This window comes from Streptomyces sp. enrichment culture (assembly GCF_964273255.1).
Lineage (GTDB): Bacteria > Actinomycetota > Actinomycetes > Streptomycetales > Streptomycetaceae > Streptomyces.
The window spans coordinates 2,739,887-2,757,560 of record NZ_OZ186835.1; the positions used below are offsets into that span (position 1 = coordinate 2,739,887).

Below are 17,674 nucleotides of genomic sequence, written 5' to 3' on the forward strand. Positions count from 1 at the left end.
CGCGGTCCCGCCGTGCCGTGCCGCACCGCGGTACACGGCACGGCACGGCAGGGCGGCCCGCCGGGGGCGGGTGCCCGCTCAGAGGATCACGTGCGGCAGGAAGCGGGCGTACTCGTCGGTGATCAGGCCCGACGACTCGCGGATGCCGAGTCCGGCGGCCTCGTCCTCGACGACCCACGCGCCGAGGACGACGTGGTTGCCGTCGAAGTCGGGCAGGGGGGCGAGTTCCTGGTAGCAGCAGGGTTCGTCGCGGACCACGGGAGCGGCGCCCGCCGGGTGGACGGTCACCCCGGCGCCCTCGCGTCCCAGCAGCGGCTTGGCGACGTAGCCGGTGGTGCGGGCGAGGTCGCGGGGGCCGTCGAGGTAGGAGGGCAGGAGGTTGGGGTGGCCGGGGTGCAGTTCCCAGAGGATCGCCAGCAGGGCCTTGTTGCTCAGCAGCATCTTCCAGGCCGGTTCGATCCACAGGGTGCTGCCGGTGCCGCCGCCGTTGTCCAGCGTCTCCAGGACGTGGTCGGCGAACCGGTCGGTGGTGAGCCACTCCCACGGATACAGCTTGAAGATGCTGCGGATGAACCCCAGTCCGTTGTCCACGAATCTGCCGGAGAGCCGGTCCCAGCCGATCTCCTCCATCGAGATCCAGTCGGTCTCCAGCCCGGCCTGCTCGGCCGTCTCCTTCAGATAGGCGACGGTCATGAGGTCCTCGCCGATCTCGTCGGCCGAGGAGTGGGCGAAGTACAGGGGCGAGCCGGGCGGCAGCAGCGCGGACTGCCGCTTCCAGGCGTCGACGAGGCGTTCGTGGAGGGAGTTCCACTGGTCGGCGCCGGGGAACCGTTCCTCCATCCAGAACCACTGCGGGGACGCGGCCTCCACCAGCGAGGTGGGCGTGTCGGCGTTGTACTCCAGCAGCTTGGCCGGTCCCGTGCCGTCGTAGCGCAGGTCGAACCGGCCGTAGAGGGAGGGCAGTTCGGCGCGCCGCTGCCATGCCTCGGTGACCGCGCGGACCACGCGCGGGTCGGTGATGCCCAGGTCGGCGAAGCGGTCCTCGGCGACGATGTGCTCCGCGGCCTCCAGGCACATGCGGTGCAGGTCCTCGACGACCTCCTCCATCGCCTCCACCTCGTCCAGGGTGAAGACGTAGTGCGCGCTCTCGTCCCAGTAGGGCACCCAGGCGTCGTCGGGCACGGGCCGCCCGGCCTCCCGGGCGGCCTCGTGCTCGGCGGGCAGCGTGAGCGGGTAGATGAGCCCCTGCTCCTCGACGGTGCGCTGCCAGTCGGGGCGGGGCGTGATGGTGCGGCGTTCCACGGTCCGGTCCTCCGTCCGCGGGCCGCTCAGCCGCCACCGCTGCCGGAGCCGGAGCAGCCGAAGCCGCCCCGGTCGACGGCGGCGCTGCGGCTGAAGGTGCCGTTGTCGGCGTAGCCGCGGCTGACGTCGGCGTCGTAGTACCAGCCGGCGTTGCCGGCGCCGCTTGTACCCCTGCGGTTCTTGCCGGCCGTCCCGGACCCCGCCGAGGACGACGTGCAGTTCTTGTCGGCCACGACCTTGTACCCCTTGAGGTAGTCGTAGCTGTTGCGGTCCACGCAGCGCCGGTCGGGATCCGACCCGCATGCGGACAGGGCCGCCGCCAGGACGCCCATCCCGCCGAGCACCACCGTGCTGGACCTCAGTCGCCGTCGCGTTTCCGCCATGTCGGCCACTCCCCCTTGTATGCGTGTGTACGCGGCCGGGCCCATGCTCCCCGGCTCGCGGCGAACAGCCTAGAGACCCGCGGGGCGGCGTGTGCCGCAGGGCTCCGCGCAGGGTGGGCTCTACTGTCTTTTGGTGATCTTTGGCATGGTGTGCGCCCTCGGTGCGGCGGTCTGCTACGGCACGGCGACGGTGCTCCAGGCGATCGCCGCCCGTGCGGCGGCCCGCACCGACCCCGGCGGGGACGTGATGCTGCTGCTGCGGGCGGTGCGGCAGTGGCGCTACATCGCCGGGCTCGTGCTGGACGGGCTGGGCTTCCTGTTGCAGATCCTCGCCCTGCGGGCGGTGCCCATCTACGCGGTGGGCGCCGCTCTCGCGGCCAGCCTGGCGGTGACCGCCGTGGTGGCGGCGGTGCTGCTCGGGGTGCGGCTGAGCCGGGCCGAGTGGACGGCGGTGGCGGTGGTGTGCGCCGGGCTGGCGATGCTCGGGCTGGCCTCCGGTGCGGAGGGCGACCTGGCGGGGCCGGGGTGGCTGGGCTGGGCGATGCTCGGCACCGCGGCCGCGGTGCTGCTGCTCGGCGCGGCGGGCGGCCGGCTGCCGGAACGTGCCCGGGCGGGCGTCCTCGGCCTCGGGGCCGGGTTCGGGTTCGGGGTCGTGGAGGTGTCGGTCCGGCTCGTCGACGACGTCTCGCTGTCCTCGCTGTCCTCGCTGTTCTCTCTGTTCACCGACCCGGCCTCGTACGCCCTGGTGCTGGGCGGCGGCGCCGCGTTCCTGCTGCTGACGTCGGCGCTGCAGCGCGGCTCGGTGACCGCCGCCACGGCCGGCCTGGTCCTCGGGGAGACGGTCGGCCCGGCCCTGGCCGGGGTGGTCTGGCTGGGTGACCGCACCCGGCCGGGGTGGGGCTGGCTGGCGGTGCTCGGCTTCGCGGTGGCGGTGGTGGGCGCGCTGGCCCTGAGCCGCTTCGGCGAGGCCCCCGAGGAGGAGGCCGGGGCCTCCTCGGGCGGCACGGCGTGAGGGCGCGGCACGGCCGGGGCTGCCGGAACGGGCGTGCCGGTCAGGGCAGTGCCCTGCACAGCGCCTCCAGGGCGCCCGCCCAGGCGTGGTCGGGCGGCGTGGCGTAGCCGACGACGAGGCCGTCCACCGGGTGGTCCGTGGCGGCGGGGTGGCGGAAGCGGCCGAGCCCGAGGACCCTCAGGCCCTGCCAGGTCGCGGCGCGCACCACCGCCGGCTCGGTGCCGGGCGGCAGGCGCAGGACGGCGTGCAGCCCGGCGGCGATGCCGGTGACCCTGACGTCCGGGGCGCGGGCGGCGAGGGCCTCGACCAGGGCGTCACGGCGCCGGCGGTAGCGCAGGCGGGCGGCGCGGACGTGGCGGTCGTAGGCGCCGGAGGTCAGGAAGTCGGCGAGCACCAGCTGGTCGACGACGCCGACGGAACCGGCCCCGCCGTGGGCGGTGACGTCCGGCAGGAGGGACGGCGGCAGGACCATCCAGCCCAGGCGGAGGCCGGGGGCGAGGGACTTGCTGGCCGTGCCGAGGTACACCACGTGGCCCGGGTCGAGGTCCTGGAGCGCGCCGACGGGCTGGCGGTCGTAGCGGAACTCGCCGTCGTAGTCGTCCTCCAGGACCAGGCCGCCGGTCCGCCGCGCCCAGTCGATCACCTCGGCCCGGCGGGCCGGCGGCAGGGCGCCGCCGAGCGGGAACTGGTGGGACGGGTTGAGCAGGACGGCGCCCGCGTCGCCCGGGGCGACGAGGGGGCCGTCCTCGTCGAAGGGCAGCGGCACGGTGCGCGGGCCGGCCCGTTCCACGAGGTCCCAGTGGGCGTCCAGCCCGTAGGACTCCACGGCCAGGGTGCGCACGCCGCGGGCCCGCAGGACCCCGGCGAGCAGGCGCAGGCCGTCGGCGAACCCGGCGCAGACGACGACGTTGCCGGGGTCGGCGCGCACGCCGCGGGCCCGTGCGAGGTAGTCCGCCAGGGCTTCGCGCAGTTCCGGCCGGCCGCGCGGGTCGCCGTAGCCGAAGGCGTCGTTGGGGGCGGCGGCCAGGGCACGGCGGGTGGCCCGCAGCCAGGCGGAGCGGGGGAAGGAGGCGAGGTCCGGGGTGCCGGGGACGAGGTCGTGCGGGAGCCGGCCGGGCGGGCGCGCCGGGGGCTGCCGGGCGGGCGGCGGGGGCACGGCGCGGTCGGCGACGTGGGTTCCGGAGCCCTGCCGCGCGGTGAGGCGGCCCTCCGCCACCAGGTCGGCGTAGGCGTCGGCGACGGTGTTGCGGGCGACACCCAGGTCGGCGGCGAGCGCGCGGGAGGAGGGCAGCCGGGTGCCGGGGGCGAGGCGGCCGGTGCGGATGGCGTCGCGCAGGGCGTCGGTCAGGCCGCGGCGCAGTCCGGGGCCGCTGCGTTCGAGATGCAGGTCGACGCCGTAAGTGGCCCAGGATTCCGCCATGGGAATGGACCATACTCCTGGGCCGCCCGGCTCGTAGGCTCGCCGGCATGACGACCACAGCGAAGCAGGACGCCGCCCGCCACGACTCCGCGGCCCCGGCGCACGCGCCGGAACCCGATCCCCGCCTGGACTGGGCCGCCCTGGTCCCGGACGTGTACAAGGCGATGGTGCGGCTCGACGCGGCGTCCCGGAAGGGGCTCGACCCGAAGCTGCTGGAGCTGGTGAAGATCCGCGCCTCGCAGCTCAACCGCTGCGCCTTCTGCCTGGACATGCACTCCAAGGACGCGCTGGCGGCGGGCGAGAGCGTGGAGCGGATCGTGCAGCTCGCGGCCTGGGAGGAGTCGCCGCACTTCTACACGGAGAAGGAGCTCGCGGCGATCGAGCTGACGGAGGCGGTGACCGTGCTGACCGACGGGTTCGTGCCGGACGAGGTGTACGGGCGGGCCGCGGCCCGCTTCGAGGAGGCGGAACTGGCGCAGCTCGTCGCCGCGATCACGGTGATCAACGCGTGGAACCGGTTCGGGGTGACGTGCCGTCCGACGCCGGGTCACTACCGGCCGGGGCAGCGGCACTGACGCCGCCGGCGGGGTGAGCGCGCACGGCCCCCGCGACGCCGAGGTCGCGGGGGCCGTGCGCGGAGCCGTGGCAGCGTGCCGAGGGGGCGCTGCCGGGACCCGCCGGGTGCCGGTGACGGCCGGGCGGGCGTCCGGTCAGGGCAGCCACTTCTCCCAGACGTCCTTGTTGGCCTTGACCCACTTCTCGGCCGCCGCCTCCGAGCTCATCTTCTCGCCCGCGATCATCGCGGCGACCTCGTTCTGCTCCTCGGCGGTCCACGAGAAGTTCTTCAGGAACTTCGCGGCGTCACCGCCCTCCTCGGCGAAGTCCGCGTTGAAGTACTTCTGCAGCGGGGTCTCCGGGTAGGCGCAGGCCACCTTCTCGGGGTCGGCGTCGCAGCCCTCCTTGTGCTCGGGCAGCTTCACCTCGACCATGTCGATCTGGGCGTTCAGCCACTGCGGGGTCCACCAGTAGCTGATGAAGGGCTTCTTGGCCTTGTAGTTCTCCTTGATCTGGGTGATCTGGGCGGCCTCGGAACCGGCGTAGACCGTCTTGTAGTCCAGGTCGAGGTTCTTGATGATCGCGTCGTCGTTGGTGGTGTACGACGGCGAGCCCTCGAGGAGCTGGCCCTTGTTGCCGCTCTCCGCGGTCTTGAACAGGTCCTTGTACTTGTTGAGGTTCTTCCAGTCCGTGATGTCCGGGTGCTTGTCGGCCAGGTACTTCGGCACGAACCAGCCGATGTGGCCGACGACTCCGAGGTCGCCGCCCTCGACGACGGACTTGTTCTCCTCGACGTACAGCTGCACCTTCTTCGGCGCGCCGCCCCAGTCCTCCATGATGGCGTCGACCTTGCCGCTGTGGAGGGCGTCGAAGGCGACCGACTCGTCGAGCTGCTTGAGCTCGGCCTTGGTGTCCAGCTCGTTCTCGAGGATGTACTTGGCGACGGCGCCGTTGGCCTCCGCGCCGACCCACGACGGCACGGCGATGGTGACCTTGCCGGAGGAGCCCTTCGACGACGAGGAGCCGGTGTCGGCGGCGCCGCAGGCGCTCACCCCGGTCAGGCCGAGGACGACGGCGGCGGCGCCCGCCGCGCGGACGAGGCGCGTTCTCCCGCCGCCGGCCGTGGCGTTCTTCCGGCCGCCGGAGTTCTCGTTCTTCATGCGCATGGTGCGTTCTCTCGTTTCTCTCAAGAGGGGGACGGACGGTGCCGCGGCCCGGCGCGGGCGCGGGGCGGTGAGCCCGCGGTCCGCGCCGGACCGGGCGCCGGGTGGGGGGTTCAGGGGGTGCCGGTGTCCGAGCGGGTGCGCTGGGTGGTGCGGTCCAGCACCAGACCGAGCAGCACGATCGCGACGCCGGCGGTGAGGCCGGTGCCCAGGTCGCTCTTCTGGAGGCCGTAGACGACGTCGTAGCCGAGGGCACCGGAGCCGACGAAGCCGCCGACGATGACCATGGCGAGGACGAGGACGACACCCTGGTTGAGGGCGAGCATCAGGGCCGGGCGGGCCAGCGGCACCTGGACCTGGCGGATCTGCTGGAAGGTGCCGGCCCCCAGGGAGCGGGACGCCTCCAGCGCCGCGGGGTCCACCTGGCGCAGTCCCTGCACGGTGATCCGGATGACGGCGGGCAGCGCGTACAGCACCGCCGCGGCGACGGCCGCGGACCGGCCCACGTTGAACAGCGCCACCACCGGGATCAGGTAGATGAACTGCGGCAGCGTCTGCATCGTGTCGAGCACGGGCCGCAGCACGCGTTCCACGACCGGCACCCGGGCCGCCAGCACACCGATGAGGAAGCCGAGCACCAGGGTGACGACGACGCCCGCGACGGCCTGCGACAGGGTGTCGAGGGACTTGTTCCACACGTCGATGACACCGGCTCCGGCCATGGCCGTGGCGGCCGTCGCCATGGCGCCCCAGCCGCCCGCGAGGAGGCCGAGCGCCGCGGCGGCCAGGACCAGCACCCACCACGGGGTGGCGGTCAGCCCGGACCGGATCGGGTCGAGCACCCACGAGGTGAAGCCGTCGGCCCAGGTGCGGGTGCCGCCCAGGACGGGCACGCCCTCGGCGAGGTGGCCGGTGAACCAGTCCATGGCCCGGTTGACCGGCGCGGAGATGTTCACGACCCACAGCTGTGGCCACTCCTCGATGAGCAGCACGGAGCCCGCCCAGGAGACCAGGACGCCCACGCCCGCCGTCAGGCCCCAGCCCTGCCAGCCGTGCAGCAGCGGGACGGGGGACGGGCCGGGCCCCTCGCCGAGGCGGTCCCCGGCGGCGGCCGTGGTGCGGTCCAGCCAGACGGCCAGCAGCACGATCGGGATGCCCGCGGCGAGCGCCTTGCCGACGTCCACGGTGGACAGGGCCTGGAAGACCTCCTCGCCCAGGCCGCCGGCGCCGACCACGGAGGCGATGGTGACCATGGACAGCGCCATCATGATCGTCTGGTTGAGGCCGAGCAGGGTCTCCTTGCGGGCCAGCGGCAGACGGGCCGTCAGCAGCCGCTGCCAGGGGCTCGCGCCCAGGGACCTGGCGGCCTCCATCACGCCCGGGTCGGCGCCCCGCAGGCCGAGCGCGGTGAGCCGGGCCATGGGCGGCGCGGCGTAGATGATGGTGGCGATCAGCGCGGAGGGCACGCCGATGCCGAACAGCAGCACCAGCGGCAGCAGGTAGGCGAACGCCGGCATGATCTGCATGGTGTCCAGCACCGGACGCAGGATCTTCTGGAAGCGGTCCGACAGCCCGCCGCCCAGGCCGAGCAGGGCGCCGATGACCGCGGACACGAGGACCGCGATCGCCATCAGGGCGAGGGTCTCCATGGTGGCTTCCCACATGCCCAGCACGCCGCACAGCGCGAAGCAGCCCAGGGTGACGCCGGCCAGCTTCCAGCCGCGCCGGCTCTGCAGGCCGCCGATGCGCCAGGACAGCAGGACGGCGCTCAGCGTCACCGGGAACCAGCCGACGCTCACCAGCAGGTCCGTCATCCAGCCGACGGAGTCGTCGGCCCAGTTGCTCAGGTGGAGCAGGAAGTAGAGGAAGACGGGGTTGGTGTCGCGGTTGTGCACGACCCACGAGTAGGCGTCGTCCAGCGGGGTCTTGACGTCGACGGTCAGGGCGGCGGGCCAGGTCCCGCTGCCCCACAGGGCCGCCGCGACCGGCACGAGCACGGCCGCGGCGACGGCGAGCGGGATCAGGCGGCGCACCAGCGGGTGGACCGTCCGGGAGCGCAGCGTCGGCGTTGCCTGCTCCTCGGCCGGTTCCACGGGCGGTGAGGGCGGCGCCGGCGTGGTCACGGCACTCATCCGCCGCACCCCCGCGCCGCCGCGGCGGCCGTGGCTCTGACGCAGGTGCTCATCGGACGGCCTCCTTCGCCAGGTTCGGGCCCCGGTCCAGGCCGGCGACGACCCGCAGGAGGCCGGTGTGGTCGACCTGCCCGAGGCAGCGGCCGTCCTCGACCACGCAGGCGGCCCGGCCGGTGCGGGCGACCGTCTCGATGGCCCCGGAGACGACGGTGTCGGGCGCGAGGGCGCCCGGGTGGTCGGAGCCGCCGCAGTCGCCGGGCTTCATGGCGCTGCGGACGGTCATGACCTGTTCGCGGGGGACGTCCCGGACGAAGTCGCGGACGTAGTCGTCGGCCGGCGAGCCGACGATCTCCTCGGGGGTGCCGAGCTGCACCACGCGGCCGTCGCGCATCAGGGCGATCCGGTCGCCGAGCCGGAGGGCCTCCTGGAGGTCGTGGGTGATGAAGACCATCGTGCGGCCCTCCTCGCGGTGCAGCCGGGTCACCTCCTCCTGCATGTCCCTGCGGATCAGCGGGTCGAGGGCGCTGAACGGCTCGTCGAAGAGGAGCACCTCGGGGTCGACGGCGAGGGCGCGGGCCAGGCCGACCCGCTGCTGCTGGCCGCCGGACAGCTGGGAGGGCCGGCGCTGCTCCATGCCCTCCAGGCCGACCTTCGCGACGACCTCGGCGGCCCGCTCGCGGCGTTCCGCCTTGCCGATGCCCTGGATCTCCAGGCCGTAGGCGACGTTGTCGAGGACGGTGCGGTGCGGCAGCAGGCCGAAGTGCTGGAACACCATGGCGGCGCGGTGCCGGCGCAGTTCGCGCAGGCGGGCCTTGTCCATGGCCAGGACGTCCTCGCCGTCGATGGCGAGGGCGCCAGCGGTCGGCTCGATGAGCCGGGTCAGGCAGCGCACCAGGGTGGACTTGCCGGAGCCGGACAGGCCCATGACGACGAAGACCTCGCCCTTGCGGACGTCGAAGCTCACATCGCGCACGGCGGCGGTGCAGCCGGTGCGGGCGCGCAGTTCGGCGGGTTCGAGGGCGGCGAGTCCGGGGTCCCCGGGGATCCGGTCCGCCTTGGGACCGAAGACCTTCCACAGCCCCTGGACGGAGAAGACGGGCGCGGTGCCGTCCGGTCCGGCCGCGGGCGGTGTGGCGGGCGCGGCGGAGGTGGCGGTACTCATCGGGCATCGCCGCCGATCAGTTCGACGGCCCGCTCGCCGACCATCAGCACCGCGATCATCGGGTTCACGGCGGTCATGGTCGGGAAGACGGAGGCGTCCGCGATGCGGATGCCCTCCAGGCCGCGAATGCGCAGCTCGGGGTCGACGACGGCCTGTTCGTCGTCGGCGGCTCCCATCCTGCAGGTGCCCGCCGGGTGGTAGACGGTGTGGGCGACCTTGCGGGCGTACTCGCTCAGCTCCTCGTCGCCGGTGACGTCCGGGCCGGGGGCCACCTCGCGCTTGAGCCAGTGGGCCAGCGGTTCGGTCTTCGCGATCTCGCGGGCGATGCGGATGCCGTCGACGAGGGTGCGGCCGTCGTAGTCGTCCTCGTCGGTGAAGTACCGGAAGTCGAGGGCCGGCTTGACCTCGGGGTCGGCGCTGGTGAGGTAGAGGCGCCCGCGGGACTTCGGCTTGGGGATGTTCGGGGTCATCGACACGCCGAACTCCGGCCGCTGGTAGCCCAGTCGCTCCGGGTTGTCGGTGAACGGGATCTGGTAGAAGTGGAACATCAGGTCCGGGCCCGCGTGGTCCGGGTCGCGGCGCACGAACAGACCGGCGTCGGAGTCCATCGCCGAGTTGTCCGGGATGGGCCCGTCCGTCTCCCAGACGATCACGGACTCGGGGTGGTCGAGGAGGTTCTCGCCGACTCCGGGCAGGTCGTGCGCCACGGGTATGCCGAGCGCCTCCAGGTCGGCGCGCGGCCCGATGCCCGAGTGCAGCAGCAGGCGCGGCGAGTCGACGGCGCCGGCGCACAGCACCACCTCGTTGCGGGCGGTGACGAGGATCTCCTCGCCGTCCTTGGTGCGCACGTGGACGCCGGTGGCGCGGGTCCCGTCGAGTTCCAGCTTGTACGCCCAGGTCTCCAGCAGGATCGTCAGGTTGGGCCGCTCGTCCATCACCGGGTGCAGGTAGGCCACCGACGCGGAGGACCGCTTGTTGTTCTCCGGGTGGTAGGCGAGGTCGAAGAAGCCGACGCCCTCCTGGAACGGCCTCTTGTTGAAGCTCTCGATCCGGGGCACTTCGAGGGCCTTCTGCGCGGCGTCGACGAAGTCGCGGGCGATGGCGTTCCGGTCCTTCTCGTCGACCGGCACGATGTTGTTCTTCAGCCGGGCGTAGTACGCCTCCATCTGCACCGCGCCCCAGCCGCGGGCGCCGGCCTGCTCCCACTCGTCCCAGTCGGACGGCAGCGGCTTGAAGGCGATGAGCGTGTTGTGCGAGGAGCAGCCGCCGAGCACCCGGGCGCGGCTGTGCCGGATGTGCGAGTTGCCGCGCGGCTGTTCGGTGGTGGGGTAGTCGTAGTCCAGCTCGCCGCCGAGCAGGCCCATCCAGCGGCGCAGCGTCAGCACGTCGTCGCGGCCGACGTCGCTGGGGCCGCCCTCGATGACGGCGACGCTCACGTCCGGGTTCTCGGTCAGCCGTGAGGCGATGACGGAGCCCGCCGTGCCGCCGCCGATGACGACGTAGTCGTACGCGTGGGTGTGTTCTGGCATGGGAGTGGTACTCCTCCGGGACTGGGGACGGGTGGATGGAATGACGACGGTGTCGACGCCGGGCGTCGAAGGATGACGGAGGGGCCGGACAGGGCCGGCTGCGCCCGGCGGGATGCGGGCGCGGCGGCGCACGGCGGCCGGGGAGGGGGCGGTCCGCCGCCGCCCTGAGGCCGGATCACGGCCCGCGGGGCGTCCGGTGACCGGGCGGCAGGCGGCGGCGTCGCGGCTCGCCGCGGCGGGGGCGGGACCCCGCGGGGCGGTGCGCCGCGGGGTGTCGCGCGGGTGGTGCGTCGCACTGGGCGGAGGGGCCCGGTCCACCGGCGGGTGGCCTGTGGCTCAGCCCGCGAACCAGCGCACCGGCTTCGGCGCGAGGTTCTGGTAGACGTGCTTGGTCTCGCGGTACTCGGCCAGTCCGGCCGGGCCCAGTTCGCGGCCGACTCCGCTCCGGCCGAAGCCGCCCCACTCCGCCTGCGGCAGGTAGGGGTGGAAGTCGTTGATCCACACCGTGCCGTGCCGCAGCCGGCCGGCCACCCGCCGGGCACGGCCCGCGTCGGTGGTCCACACTGCCCCGGCCAGGCCGTACTCGGTGTCGTTGGCGAGGGCGACCGCCTCGTCCTCGGTACGGAAGGTCTCCACGGTGACGACCGGTCCGAAGACCTCCTCGCGCACCACGCGCATCTCACGGTGGCAGTGGTCGAGGACGGTCGGCTCGTAGAAGTAGCCCTCCGCGGGGCGCTCCTCGGACGGCTCGGGCCGCTTGCCGCCGGAGCGCAGCACCGCGCCCTCCTCCAGCGCGGAGGCCACGTACGCCTCGACTTTGTCGCGCTGCTGCGCGGACACCAGCGGACCGCACTCGACGCCGTCCGCGGTGCCCCGGCCGAGCCTGATCTTCTGGGCGCGGCGGGCGAGTTCGGCGACGAAGCGGTCGCGGACCGACTCCTCGACGATGAGCCGCGCGCCGGCCGAGCAGACCTGGCCGCTGTGGATGAAGGCCGCGTTGAGGGCCTGGTCCACGGCGGTGTCGAAGTCCTCCTCGGTGGCGCAGGCGTCGGCGAAGACCACGTTGGGGTTCTTGCCGCCGAGTTCGAGGGCGACCTTCTTCACGGTCGGCGCCGCGGCCCGGGCGACCTTGGTGCCGCTGGCCAGCCCGCCGGTGAAGGACACCAGGTCCACGTCGGGGTGCTCGGCCAGCCGGGCGCCCACGGTGTGCCCGGGGCCGGTGACGATGTTGGCGACCCCGTCCGGCAGCCCGGCCTCGATCAGCAGGTCGATGAGCGCGACGGTGCTCAGCGGGGTGATCTCACTGGGCTTGACGACAAAGGTGTTGCCCGCGGCAAGCGCCGGGGCGATCTTCCAACTGGCCTGCAGCAGCGGGTAGTTCCACGGAGTGATCATCGCGCAGACGCCGACCGGCTCGTGCACGACCACGCTGTGGACGTCGGGCGAGCCCGCGTCCACCACCCGGCCGGGGGCCTCGCCCGCGACGAGGTCGGCGAAGTAGCGGAAGGCGTCGGCGACGCAGTCGATGTCGACCCGGCCCTCCTCCGCGGTCTTCCCCGCGTCCCGGCTCTCCAGCAGGCCCAGCCGCTCGCGGTCGCGGGTGAGCAGGTCGGCGACCCGGCGCAGCAGTCCGGCCCGTTCGGCGACCGGGGTGGCGGGCCAGGGGCCCTCGTCGAACGCGCGCCGCGCGGCGGCCACCGCCAGGTCCACGTCCTTCTCGTCGCCCTCGGCGACCACGGCGAAGGGCTGCGCGTCGGCTGGGTCGATGATCTCGCGCGTGGCGCCGGACACCGCCGCCCGCCACTCGCCCCCCGCGTGGATCGTGCCGCGCGCCTCGCGTTCCGTCTTGTCCGCCATGATCGGTGACTGCCTTCCGTTCCTGTTGCCCGCCCACGCGCCACACAGCTGCCCGCGCATGGGACCGGGTGCACCTGCCCCGGAAGGCCGAAAGCATGCGCGATTCCCGGACAGAAGTGCGCCGAGTCACGGATGAGTTGGACTCCGGGGGAGGAAACGCCCGGGCCGTGAGCACACGGTCACGGCCCGGGGCCGGTTCGGGGCGGTTCCCGGACCGGTACGGGGCGCGGTACGGGATGCCGTACCGGTGTCAGCCGGTGCCGCTCCCGCAGGTGGTGTCCGGCGGGCAGAATCCGCCGAGTGCCGTCCGCAGCACCTGCCGCCGGGTCTCGCGGTCCTCCGCGTCGGGCCCGTAGGCGGCGACGGCGTAGACCTTGCCGTCGGCGGCCGTGAACCGCTCGTCCACCACGTGCCACGGTCCGACGTCGGGCTGCCCGGTGAGGGAGTCGACGAGGTACTCCAGCCGGGACACGGAGTCGCCGCCCGAGCCGCCGTCCGTCAGGGAGAGTTCGGTGAACCCGGGGGCCTTCTGCACCGCGTCCGAGAGGAACAGCGCGTGTGACTCGGCGGGCGACGCCTCGGACACCTCGAACACCTGGATCCGGCGCGTGCGGTCGGCGCTGTAGTAGTTGACCACGTCGATGCCGTACTTGGAGTCCACGTCCTCGCGGGTCCAGCCCTCGGGGCGGACGATGGTGAAGCCCTCGGGGTCCGTGAACAGCTCGTACCCGGCGGGCGGTTCGTCGGCGAGGGGGGACGGCGCCGAGGCGGTCGTACCGTCGGCCGGGGCGGACGGCGGGACGCCCTGCGCGCCGGGCGCCGAGGTCGCGTCCGTCGGCGACGGGCTCGCCGAGACCGTGGGCCCGCCCGCGCGGTCGTCGGTGCCGTCCCCCGACCGCGCGGCCAGGGTGGCCACGAGCCCCAGGGTCACTCCGACCGCGGCGGCGCCGCCCACCACCAGCCAGAGGCGGCGCCGGCCGGTGCCCGCTCCGGGCGCGGGCAGCGGGGTGCCCGCGGGGTGGGCGGGGGCCGGGTACGGGTCGGCCGGGGTCCACGGCGGCGGGGTGACGCCCCCGGACGGCGGGGGCGGTACGGGGCCGGGCCACTGCAGGCCGGTGAGGGTCGGCGCGGACGGCGAGACATCGGGAGCGGCGGGAGCGGCGGACCCGGCCGGCGTTCCGGCCGCGGTGGCGCCGGTGCCGTCCGCCACGGGTGCTCCCGGATCACCGGGACCCGCTCCCCCGCCGCCCGGCGCGGCGGGGCCGGTGCCCGGGTCCCCGGCGGAGACCACCGTGGGCGTGGGCCACACGACCGCCGGGGCGCCGCCCTCGTCCGCCGCCGGCTCTCCCCGTGCTCCGGTGCCGGGGTCGGCGGCACCGTCCTCGTCCGCCTCCTCCCAGCGCTGGGAGTCCTCGTTCCAGTACCGCGGTCCCCCGGTCATGGCATCCCCTCGTCTCGCTCGCCGCCCGCGTCACATGCCGAGCAGCCCCGCAACGGTGGCGGCCGAGGCCAGCACCGCCGTCAGGGCCTGGGCGTCCGTCAGGAGCTCCCGCACCCTGCGGCGGCGGGTCTCGCCCACCGCACCGGTCCGGCCGATCTCGTCCTCGGTGTCCGCCAGCGCCTCGTCCAGCTGTGCGGTCTGCTCACTCTGCCTGACCCGGGCCAGATCCGCCCGCAGTTCGCGGACGGCCCGGAGAAGTTCTTCGGCGCTGCCGTCCGCGCGGTCCGGGGCGTGGTGGTGGCTCTCCGCCCGGGCGTGGCTGCCGACGGCGAAGGTGCTGCCCGTGACGTCCCCGATCCGGACGCCCGGCTCCTCATGTGTCATCTTCGCTGGGTCCTCTCTGCGGCCCCGGGCCGCGGTGGCCGGCACGCGCGTGCTCACCGATGGCGAAGGTGGACCCCTCGACCCGGCCGATGTGCACGGCACCGTTGCTGACGTTGACGATCTTCTGTACGAACTCGCCGGTCTCGTAGCCCGCGTCGGCCAGGGCGCGGCGCACTCCGCGTCCGATGCGGTCCTGGATGCTGCGCAGGTACCGGTCCACGTCCATCATCTGGAAGGTGGACCCCGGGGCCGCCGCCGCCAGTTCCCGCACGGACACCGCGGGTCCCTCCGGGGGCAGGTCGGCGTGACCGTCCGTCAGCAGCCGCCACTGCTCGACGGCGCCCCGGCACAGGGCGACCAGCGCGGGGCCCGCCGAGGCGGGCACCTGGCCGAGTGCGGCGGCGGCCCGGGCGAACGCGGGGGCACCGCGCATCCGGAGCGCGTCCCGTTCCACGTCCCGGTAGGCGGCCCGCACGGGGGGCAGCACGTGCGGGGCGACCTCCAGCATGAGCATCCCGCCCTGGGTGTGGACCCGCACGAAGACGGTGACGACCAGTTCCTCCTCCCAGCCGCCGACGCGGATGCGCAGGAAGTGCCGCCGCCGCTCGCCGCCCTCCTCGACGGCCCGCGCGCGGTGCTGCTCGAAGTCCTGCGGGGAGGAGGGCGCTTCCTCGCGCCGGGCCAGCCCGTCGACGGGCAGGAACACGCACTCGTCGATCTCCAGCCGGCGCAGCCGGTCGCGGACGGCCTCCGGATCGGCGTGCTCGGCGGGCACCCGCAGCTGTTCCAGCATCGGGCGGACCTTGTCCAGGATCACCCGGTTGCTGAGCGGCTGCTGCGGGGTGCCGGGGACCGGCCGCAGTTCGACCGCCAGCACCCAGGTGTCGCGCCGCGCCCCCGCTCCGCGGAACGGACCGGCCTCGTCGTACAGGACCAGCGGCGCGCGCTGCTCCCGGCGGATGCGCTCCATCACGCGCCGGAACCGCTCGCCGTCGGCCCGCTCGGCGGGGTCGTCGGCGAGTTCCGTGAAGCCGCCCTCGGACAGTTCCTCGACGAACACACGGGTGTACCGCTCCCGTCGCGCTGCCGTGCACAGGGCGACGAGGGCCAGCGTCCCGAGCCCGATCCAGGCCTGCCACGGCTCGGCCCCGCCGCCCCCGAGCCCCGCCGGCAGCCCGTCGAGCGGGTCCAGCGTCCCGCCCGCACTCCCGTAGGACGACGAGCTGTCGCCGTACGGGGAGGACGTGCCGTAGGAGGACCCGGAGTCGTACGAGGACCCCGGCCCGGACGAGGAGCCGGCCCCGAACGCGACGCCCAGCAGCACGGCCAGGGCGGCGGCGACCAGGAGCCACCCCGCGGCCAGGACGAGCGGCCGGTAGGCGGGGGCCGGGCGGCCGGCCTTGCGCCCGGGGGCGAGGGCGAGCACCAGGCCGGCGAGCAGCGGTCCGGCCAGCAGCCAGCCGCTGAGCGGCAGTCCCACCACCCAGAGCGCCAGCACGGCGGCGGACCACTTCAGGTGTTCCCGCCGGGCCCGCAGGGCGTGCGCGAGGACCCGGGCCGCGTCGTGTCCCAGGGCGGGCGCGGCGATGCGGTGCTCCTGGACGTAGAGCTCGTCGATGACGCGGTTCCGGTACGCGGCGTCCTGGTAGGTGCCGGCGCACATCAGCCGGGTGGCCTCACTGGTGTGCGGCGGAACGGGCTGCGGGTCCGGGGGTGCGGGGCGGCGCGGGGGCGGCGGCCGTCGCGGCACGGGGGCGGTGCTCATGCCGATCCTTCGGGAGCAAGGGACCGCGGGGCGGCCCGGGGTGAAGGTGCATCAGCATAAGGGGTGGGGTGGAACAGCAGAAACCAGATTGTCAAGATCGCCATCGTGTGACATGCGTCAACCTATGGCCAAAGGTGTTCCCGGCCCTCCTCCGCGCGGACCTGCCCCGTCCGCCGGGGGAACGGCCGCGGGAGCGGCAGGGCCCCGCACCGGCCGGAACCGGTACGGGGCCCTGGACCCGCGGGCACGCGGGCACGCGTCGTTCCGGGCCCGGGGCCCGGCGTCGCGTCGGATCAGATGAGGCCGAGGCCGCGGACCGCCTCGCGCTCCTCCTGAAGCTCCTTGACGGAGGCGTCGATGCGCGCCCGGGAGAAGTCGTTGATCTCCAGGCCCTGGACGATCTCGTACGTGCCGTCCTTGACGGTCACCGGGAAGGAGGAGATGAGGCCCTCCGGGACGCCGTAGGAGCCGTCCGACGGGATGCCCATGGAGGCCCAGTCGCCCTCGGCGGTGCCGTTGACCCAGGTGTGGATGTGGTCGACGGCGGCGTTGGCGGCGGACGCGGCCGACGAGGCACCGCGGGCCTCGATGATCGCCGCACCGCGCTTGGCGACGGTCGGGATGAAGTCCTCGGCCAGCCACTTCTCGTCGTTCACGACCTCGGCGGCGTTCTTGCCGGCGACGGTGGCGTGGAAGATGTCCGGGTACTGCGTCGCGGAGTGGTTGCCCCAGATCGTCAGCTTCTTGATCTCGGAGACCGGGACACCGGTCTTCTTCGACAGCTGGGTCAGGGCGCGGTTGTGGTCCAGGCGGGTCATCGCGGTGAACCGCTCGGCGGGCACGTCCGGCGCGGCGGCCTGGGCGATGAGGGCGTTGGTGTTGGCCGGGTTGCCGACGACCAGGACACGGATGTCGTCCGCGGCGTGCGCGTTGATGGCCTGGCCCTGGGGCTTGAAGATGCCGCCGTTGGCCTCCAGGAGGTCACCGCGCTCCATGCCCTTGGTGCGCGGACGGGCACCCACGAGGAGCGCGACGTTGGCGCCGTCGAAGGCCACGTTCGGGTCGTCCGTGATGTCGATGCCCTGCAGGAGCGGGAACGCGCAGTCGTCCAGCTCCATGGCCGTGCCCTCGGCGGCCTTGAGCGCCGGGGTGATCTCCAGCAGGCGCAGCCTGACCGGCACGTCCGCGCCGAGCAGCTGGCCGGAGGCGATGCGGAAGAGCAGGGCGTAACCGATCTGGCCGGCCGCGCCGGTGACGGTGACGTTCACGGGAGTGCGGGTCATGGCGTTCTCCGTATGACAGCTGGCGGTGGGGCGGTCCCTGCCCCGGGGTGCGGGATCCCGCTTCCGGCTCGTGACCGGTGCCCGCCGCGACGATCGACCACCGGTACGGAAGGATCGCCGACGGATGATCGATCTCTTGGCGTCAAGAGAGATCCAGCGGTCAGGCTATCGCGCATCCATCCGCCCGCACGGCCGGGCTCTCTGTGGCCCACCCCACAGAGCGACGACGTCGTCCACGCAGCGTGAGCGACGGGCCCGGCGTGCGCACGGATACGGTCCGGGATCC

General features: G+C 74.0%; 14 protein-coding genes. 2 read left to right on the plus strand and 12 right to left on the minus strand.

Translation table 11 applies throughout. The features are described 5' to 3' along the window. Positions 1 to 78: 78 nt before the first annotated feature. Positions 79 to 1,302 carry a glutathionylspermidine synthase family protein gene (locus tag ACSU53_RS11610; protein ID WP_437027057.1) on the minus strand — a complete coding sequence of 408 codons (1,224 nt, stop codon included), beginning with the start codon at positions 1,300 to 1,302 and terminating at the stop codon, positions 79 to 81. A gap of 26 nt (positions 1,303 to 1,328) precedes the next feature. Then, complete coding sequence (locus tag ACSU53_RS11615) at positions 1,329 to 1,685, minus strand: hypothetical protein (RefSeq protein WP_437027059.1); 357 nt, start codon at positions 1,683 to 1,685, stop codon at positions 1,329 to 1,331. Between the two features lie 145 nt (positions 1,686 to 1,830). Between ACSU53_RS11615 and ACSU53_RS11620 the strand changes: the two genes are divergently transcribed. After that, positions 1,831 to 2,697, plus strand: coding sequence for a hypothetical protein (locus tag ACSU53_RS11620; protein ID WP_437033138.1), 867 nt, complete (start codon positions 1,831 to 1,833; stop codon positions 2,695 to 2,697). 40 nt (positions 2,698 to 2,737) lie between these two features. Here ACSU53_RS11620 and ACSU53_RS11625 read toward each other — a convergent pair whose 3' ends face one another. After that, complete coding sequence (locus ACSU53_RS11625; protein WP_437027061.1) at positions 2,738 to 4,117, minus strand: PLP-dependent aminotransferase family protein; 1,380 nt, start codon at positions 4,115 to 4,117, stop codon at positions 2,738 to 2,740. Positions 4,118 to 4,164: 47 nt separating this feature from the next. Between ACSU53_RS11625 and ACSU53_RS11630 the strand changes: the two genes are divergently transcribed. Continuing rightward, positions 4,165 to 4,692, plus strand: a complete 528-nt coding sequence (locus tag ACSU53_RS11630; RefSeq protein ID WP_437027063.1) for a carboxymuconolactone decarboxylase family protein — start codon at positions 4,165 to 4,167, stop codon at positions 4,690 to 4,692. A 135-nt stretch (positions 4,693 to 4,827) separates the two neighbouring features. Here ACSU53_RS11630 and ACSU53_RS11635 read toward each other — a convergent pair whose 3' ends face one another. From ACSU53_RS11635 to ACSU53_RS11675, 9 genes are all read right to left on the minus strand, one after another. Further along, positions 4,828 to 5,832 carry an ABC transporter substrate-binding protein gene (locus tag ACSU53_RS11635; RefSeq protein WP_437033140.1) on the minus strand — a complete coding sequence of 335 codons (1,005 nt, stop codon included), beginning with the start codon at positions 5,830 to 5,832 and terminating at the stop codon, positions 4,828 to 4,830. Between the two features lie 116 nt (positions 5,833 to 5,948). Further along, positions 5,949 to 7,967, minus strand: coding sequence for an ABC transporter permease (locus tag ACSU53_RS11640; protein WP_437027065.1), 2,019 nt, complete (start codon positions 7,965 to 7,967; stop codon positions 5,949 to 5,951). 49 nt (positions 7,968 to 8,016) lie between these two features. Continuing rightward, complete coding sequence (locus tag ACSU53_RS11645; RefSeq protein WP_437027066.1) at positions 8,017 to 9,129, minus strand: quaternary amine ABC transporter ATP-binding protein; 1,113 nt, start codon at positions 9,127 to 9,129, stop codon at positions 8,017 to 8,019. Continuing rightward, positions 9,126 to 10,658, minus strand: coding sequence for a GMC family oxidoreductase (locus ACSU53_RS11650; protein WP_437027068.1), 1,533 nt, complete (start codon positions 10,656 to 10,658; stop codon positions 9,126 to 9,128). The genes ACSU53_RS11645 and ACSU53_RS11650 overlap by 4 nt, the downstream gene beginning before the upstream one ends. A gap of 336 nt (positions 10,659 to 10,994) precedes the next feature. Then, positions 10,995 to 12,515 (minus strand): aldehyde dehydrogenase family protein, encoded by a 1,521-nt coding sequence (locus tag ACSU53_RS11655; RefSeq protein WP_437027070.1) that lies wholly within the window; start codon positions 12,513 to 12,515, stop codon positions 10,995 to 10,997. A gap of 250 nt (positions 12,516 to 12,765) precedes the next feature. After that, positions 12,766 to 13,956, minus strand: a complete 1,191-nt coding sequence (locus ACSU53_RS11660) for a hypothetical protein (RefSeq protein ID WP_437027072.1) — start codon at positions 13,954 to 13,956, stop codon at positions 12,766 to 12,768. A gap of 30 nt (positions 13,957 to 13,986) precedes the next feature. Continuing rightward, positions 13,987 to 14,340, minus strand: coding sequence for a hypothetical protein (locus ACSU53_RS11665; protein WP_437027074.1), 354 nt, complete (start codon positions 14,338 to 14,340; stop codon positions 13,987 to 13,989). Beyond that, entirely contained in the window at positions 14,330 to 16,105 is a 1,776-nt protein-coding gene (locus ACSU53_RS11670; RefSeq protein ID WP_437027076.1) for a hypothetical protein, read from the minus strand. Before ACSU53_RS11670 ends, ACSU53_RS11665 begins: the two co-directional genes overlap by 11 nt. Positions 16,106 to 16,398: 293 nt before the next feature. Then, entirely contained in the window at positions 16,399 to 17,388 is a 990-nt protein-coding gene (locus ACSU53_RS11675) for a malate dehydrogenase (protein ID WP_437027078.1), read from the minus strand. Between the last annotated feature and the right edge of the window lie 286 nt (positions 17,389 to 17,674).

What these genes read in the sequence shown, in the direction of transcription:
- ACSU53_RS11615 (WP_437027059.1), bottom strand. Translation starts at nt 1,685, where the DNA reads ATGGCGGAAACGCGACGGCGACTGAGGTCCAGCACGGTGGTGCTCGGC.
- ACSU53_RS11620 (WP_437033138.1), top strand. Translation starts at nt 1,831, where the DNA reads ATGGTGTGCGCCCTCGGTGCGGCGGTCTGCTACGGCACGGCGACGGTG.
- ACSU53_RS11625 (WP_437027061.1), bottom strand. Translation starts at nt 4,117, where the DNA reads ATGGCGGAATCCTGGGCCACTTACGGCGTCGACCTGCATCTCGAACGC.
- ACSU53_RS11630 (WP_437027063.1), top strand. Translation starts at nt 4,165, where the DNA reads ATGACGACCACAGCGAAGCAGGACGCCGCCCGCCACGACTCCGCGGCC.
- ACSU53_RS11635 (WP_437033140.1), bottom strand. Translation starts at nt 5,832, where the DNA reads ATGAAGAACGAGAACTCCGGCGGCCGGAAGAACGCCACGGCCGGCGGC.
- ACSU53_RS11640 (WP_437027065.1), bottom strand. Translation starts at nt 7,967, where the DNA reads ATGAGTGCCGTGACCACGCCGGCGCCGCCCTCACCGCCCGTGGAACCG.
- ACSU53_RS11645 (WP_437027066.1), bottom strand. Translation starts at nt 9,129, where the DNA reads ATGAGTACCGCCACCTCCGCCGCGCCCGCCACACCGCCCGCGGCCGGA.
- ACSU53_RS11650 (WP_437027068.1), bottom strand. Translation starts at nt 10,658, where the DNA reads ATGCCAGAACACACCCACGCGTACGACTACGTCGTCATCGGCGGCGGC.
- ACSU53_RS11655 (WP_437027070.1), bottom strand. Translation starts at nt 12,515, where the DNA reads ATGGCGGACAAGACGGAACGCGAGGCGCGCGGCACGATCCACGCGGGG.
- ACSU53_RS11660 (WP_437027072.1), bottom strand. Translation starts at nt 13,956, where the DNA reads ATGACCGGGGGACCGCGGTACTGGAACGAGGACTCCCAGCGCTGGGAG.
- ACSU53_RS11665 (WP_437027074.1), bottom strand. Translation starts at nt 14,340, where the DNA reads ATGACACATGAGGAGCCGGGCGTCCGGATCGGGGACGTCACGGGCAGC.
- ACSU53_RS11670 (WP_437027076.1), bottom strand. Translation starts at nt 16,105, where the DNA reads ATGAGCACCGCCCCCGTGCCGCGACGGCCGCCGCCCCCGCGCCGCCCC.
- ACSU53_RS11675 (WP_437027078.1), bottom strand. Translation starts at nt 17,388, where the DNA reads ATGACCCGCACTCCCGTGAACGTCACCGTCACCGGCGCGGCCGGCCAG.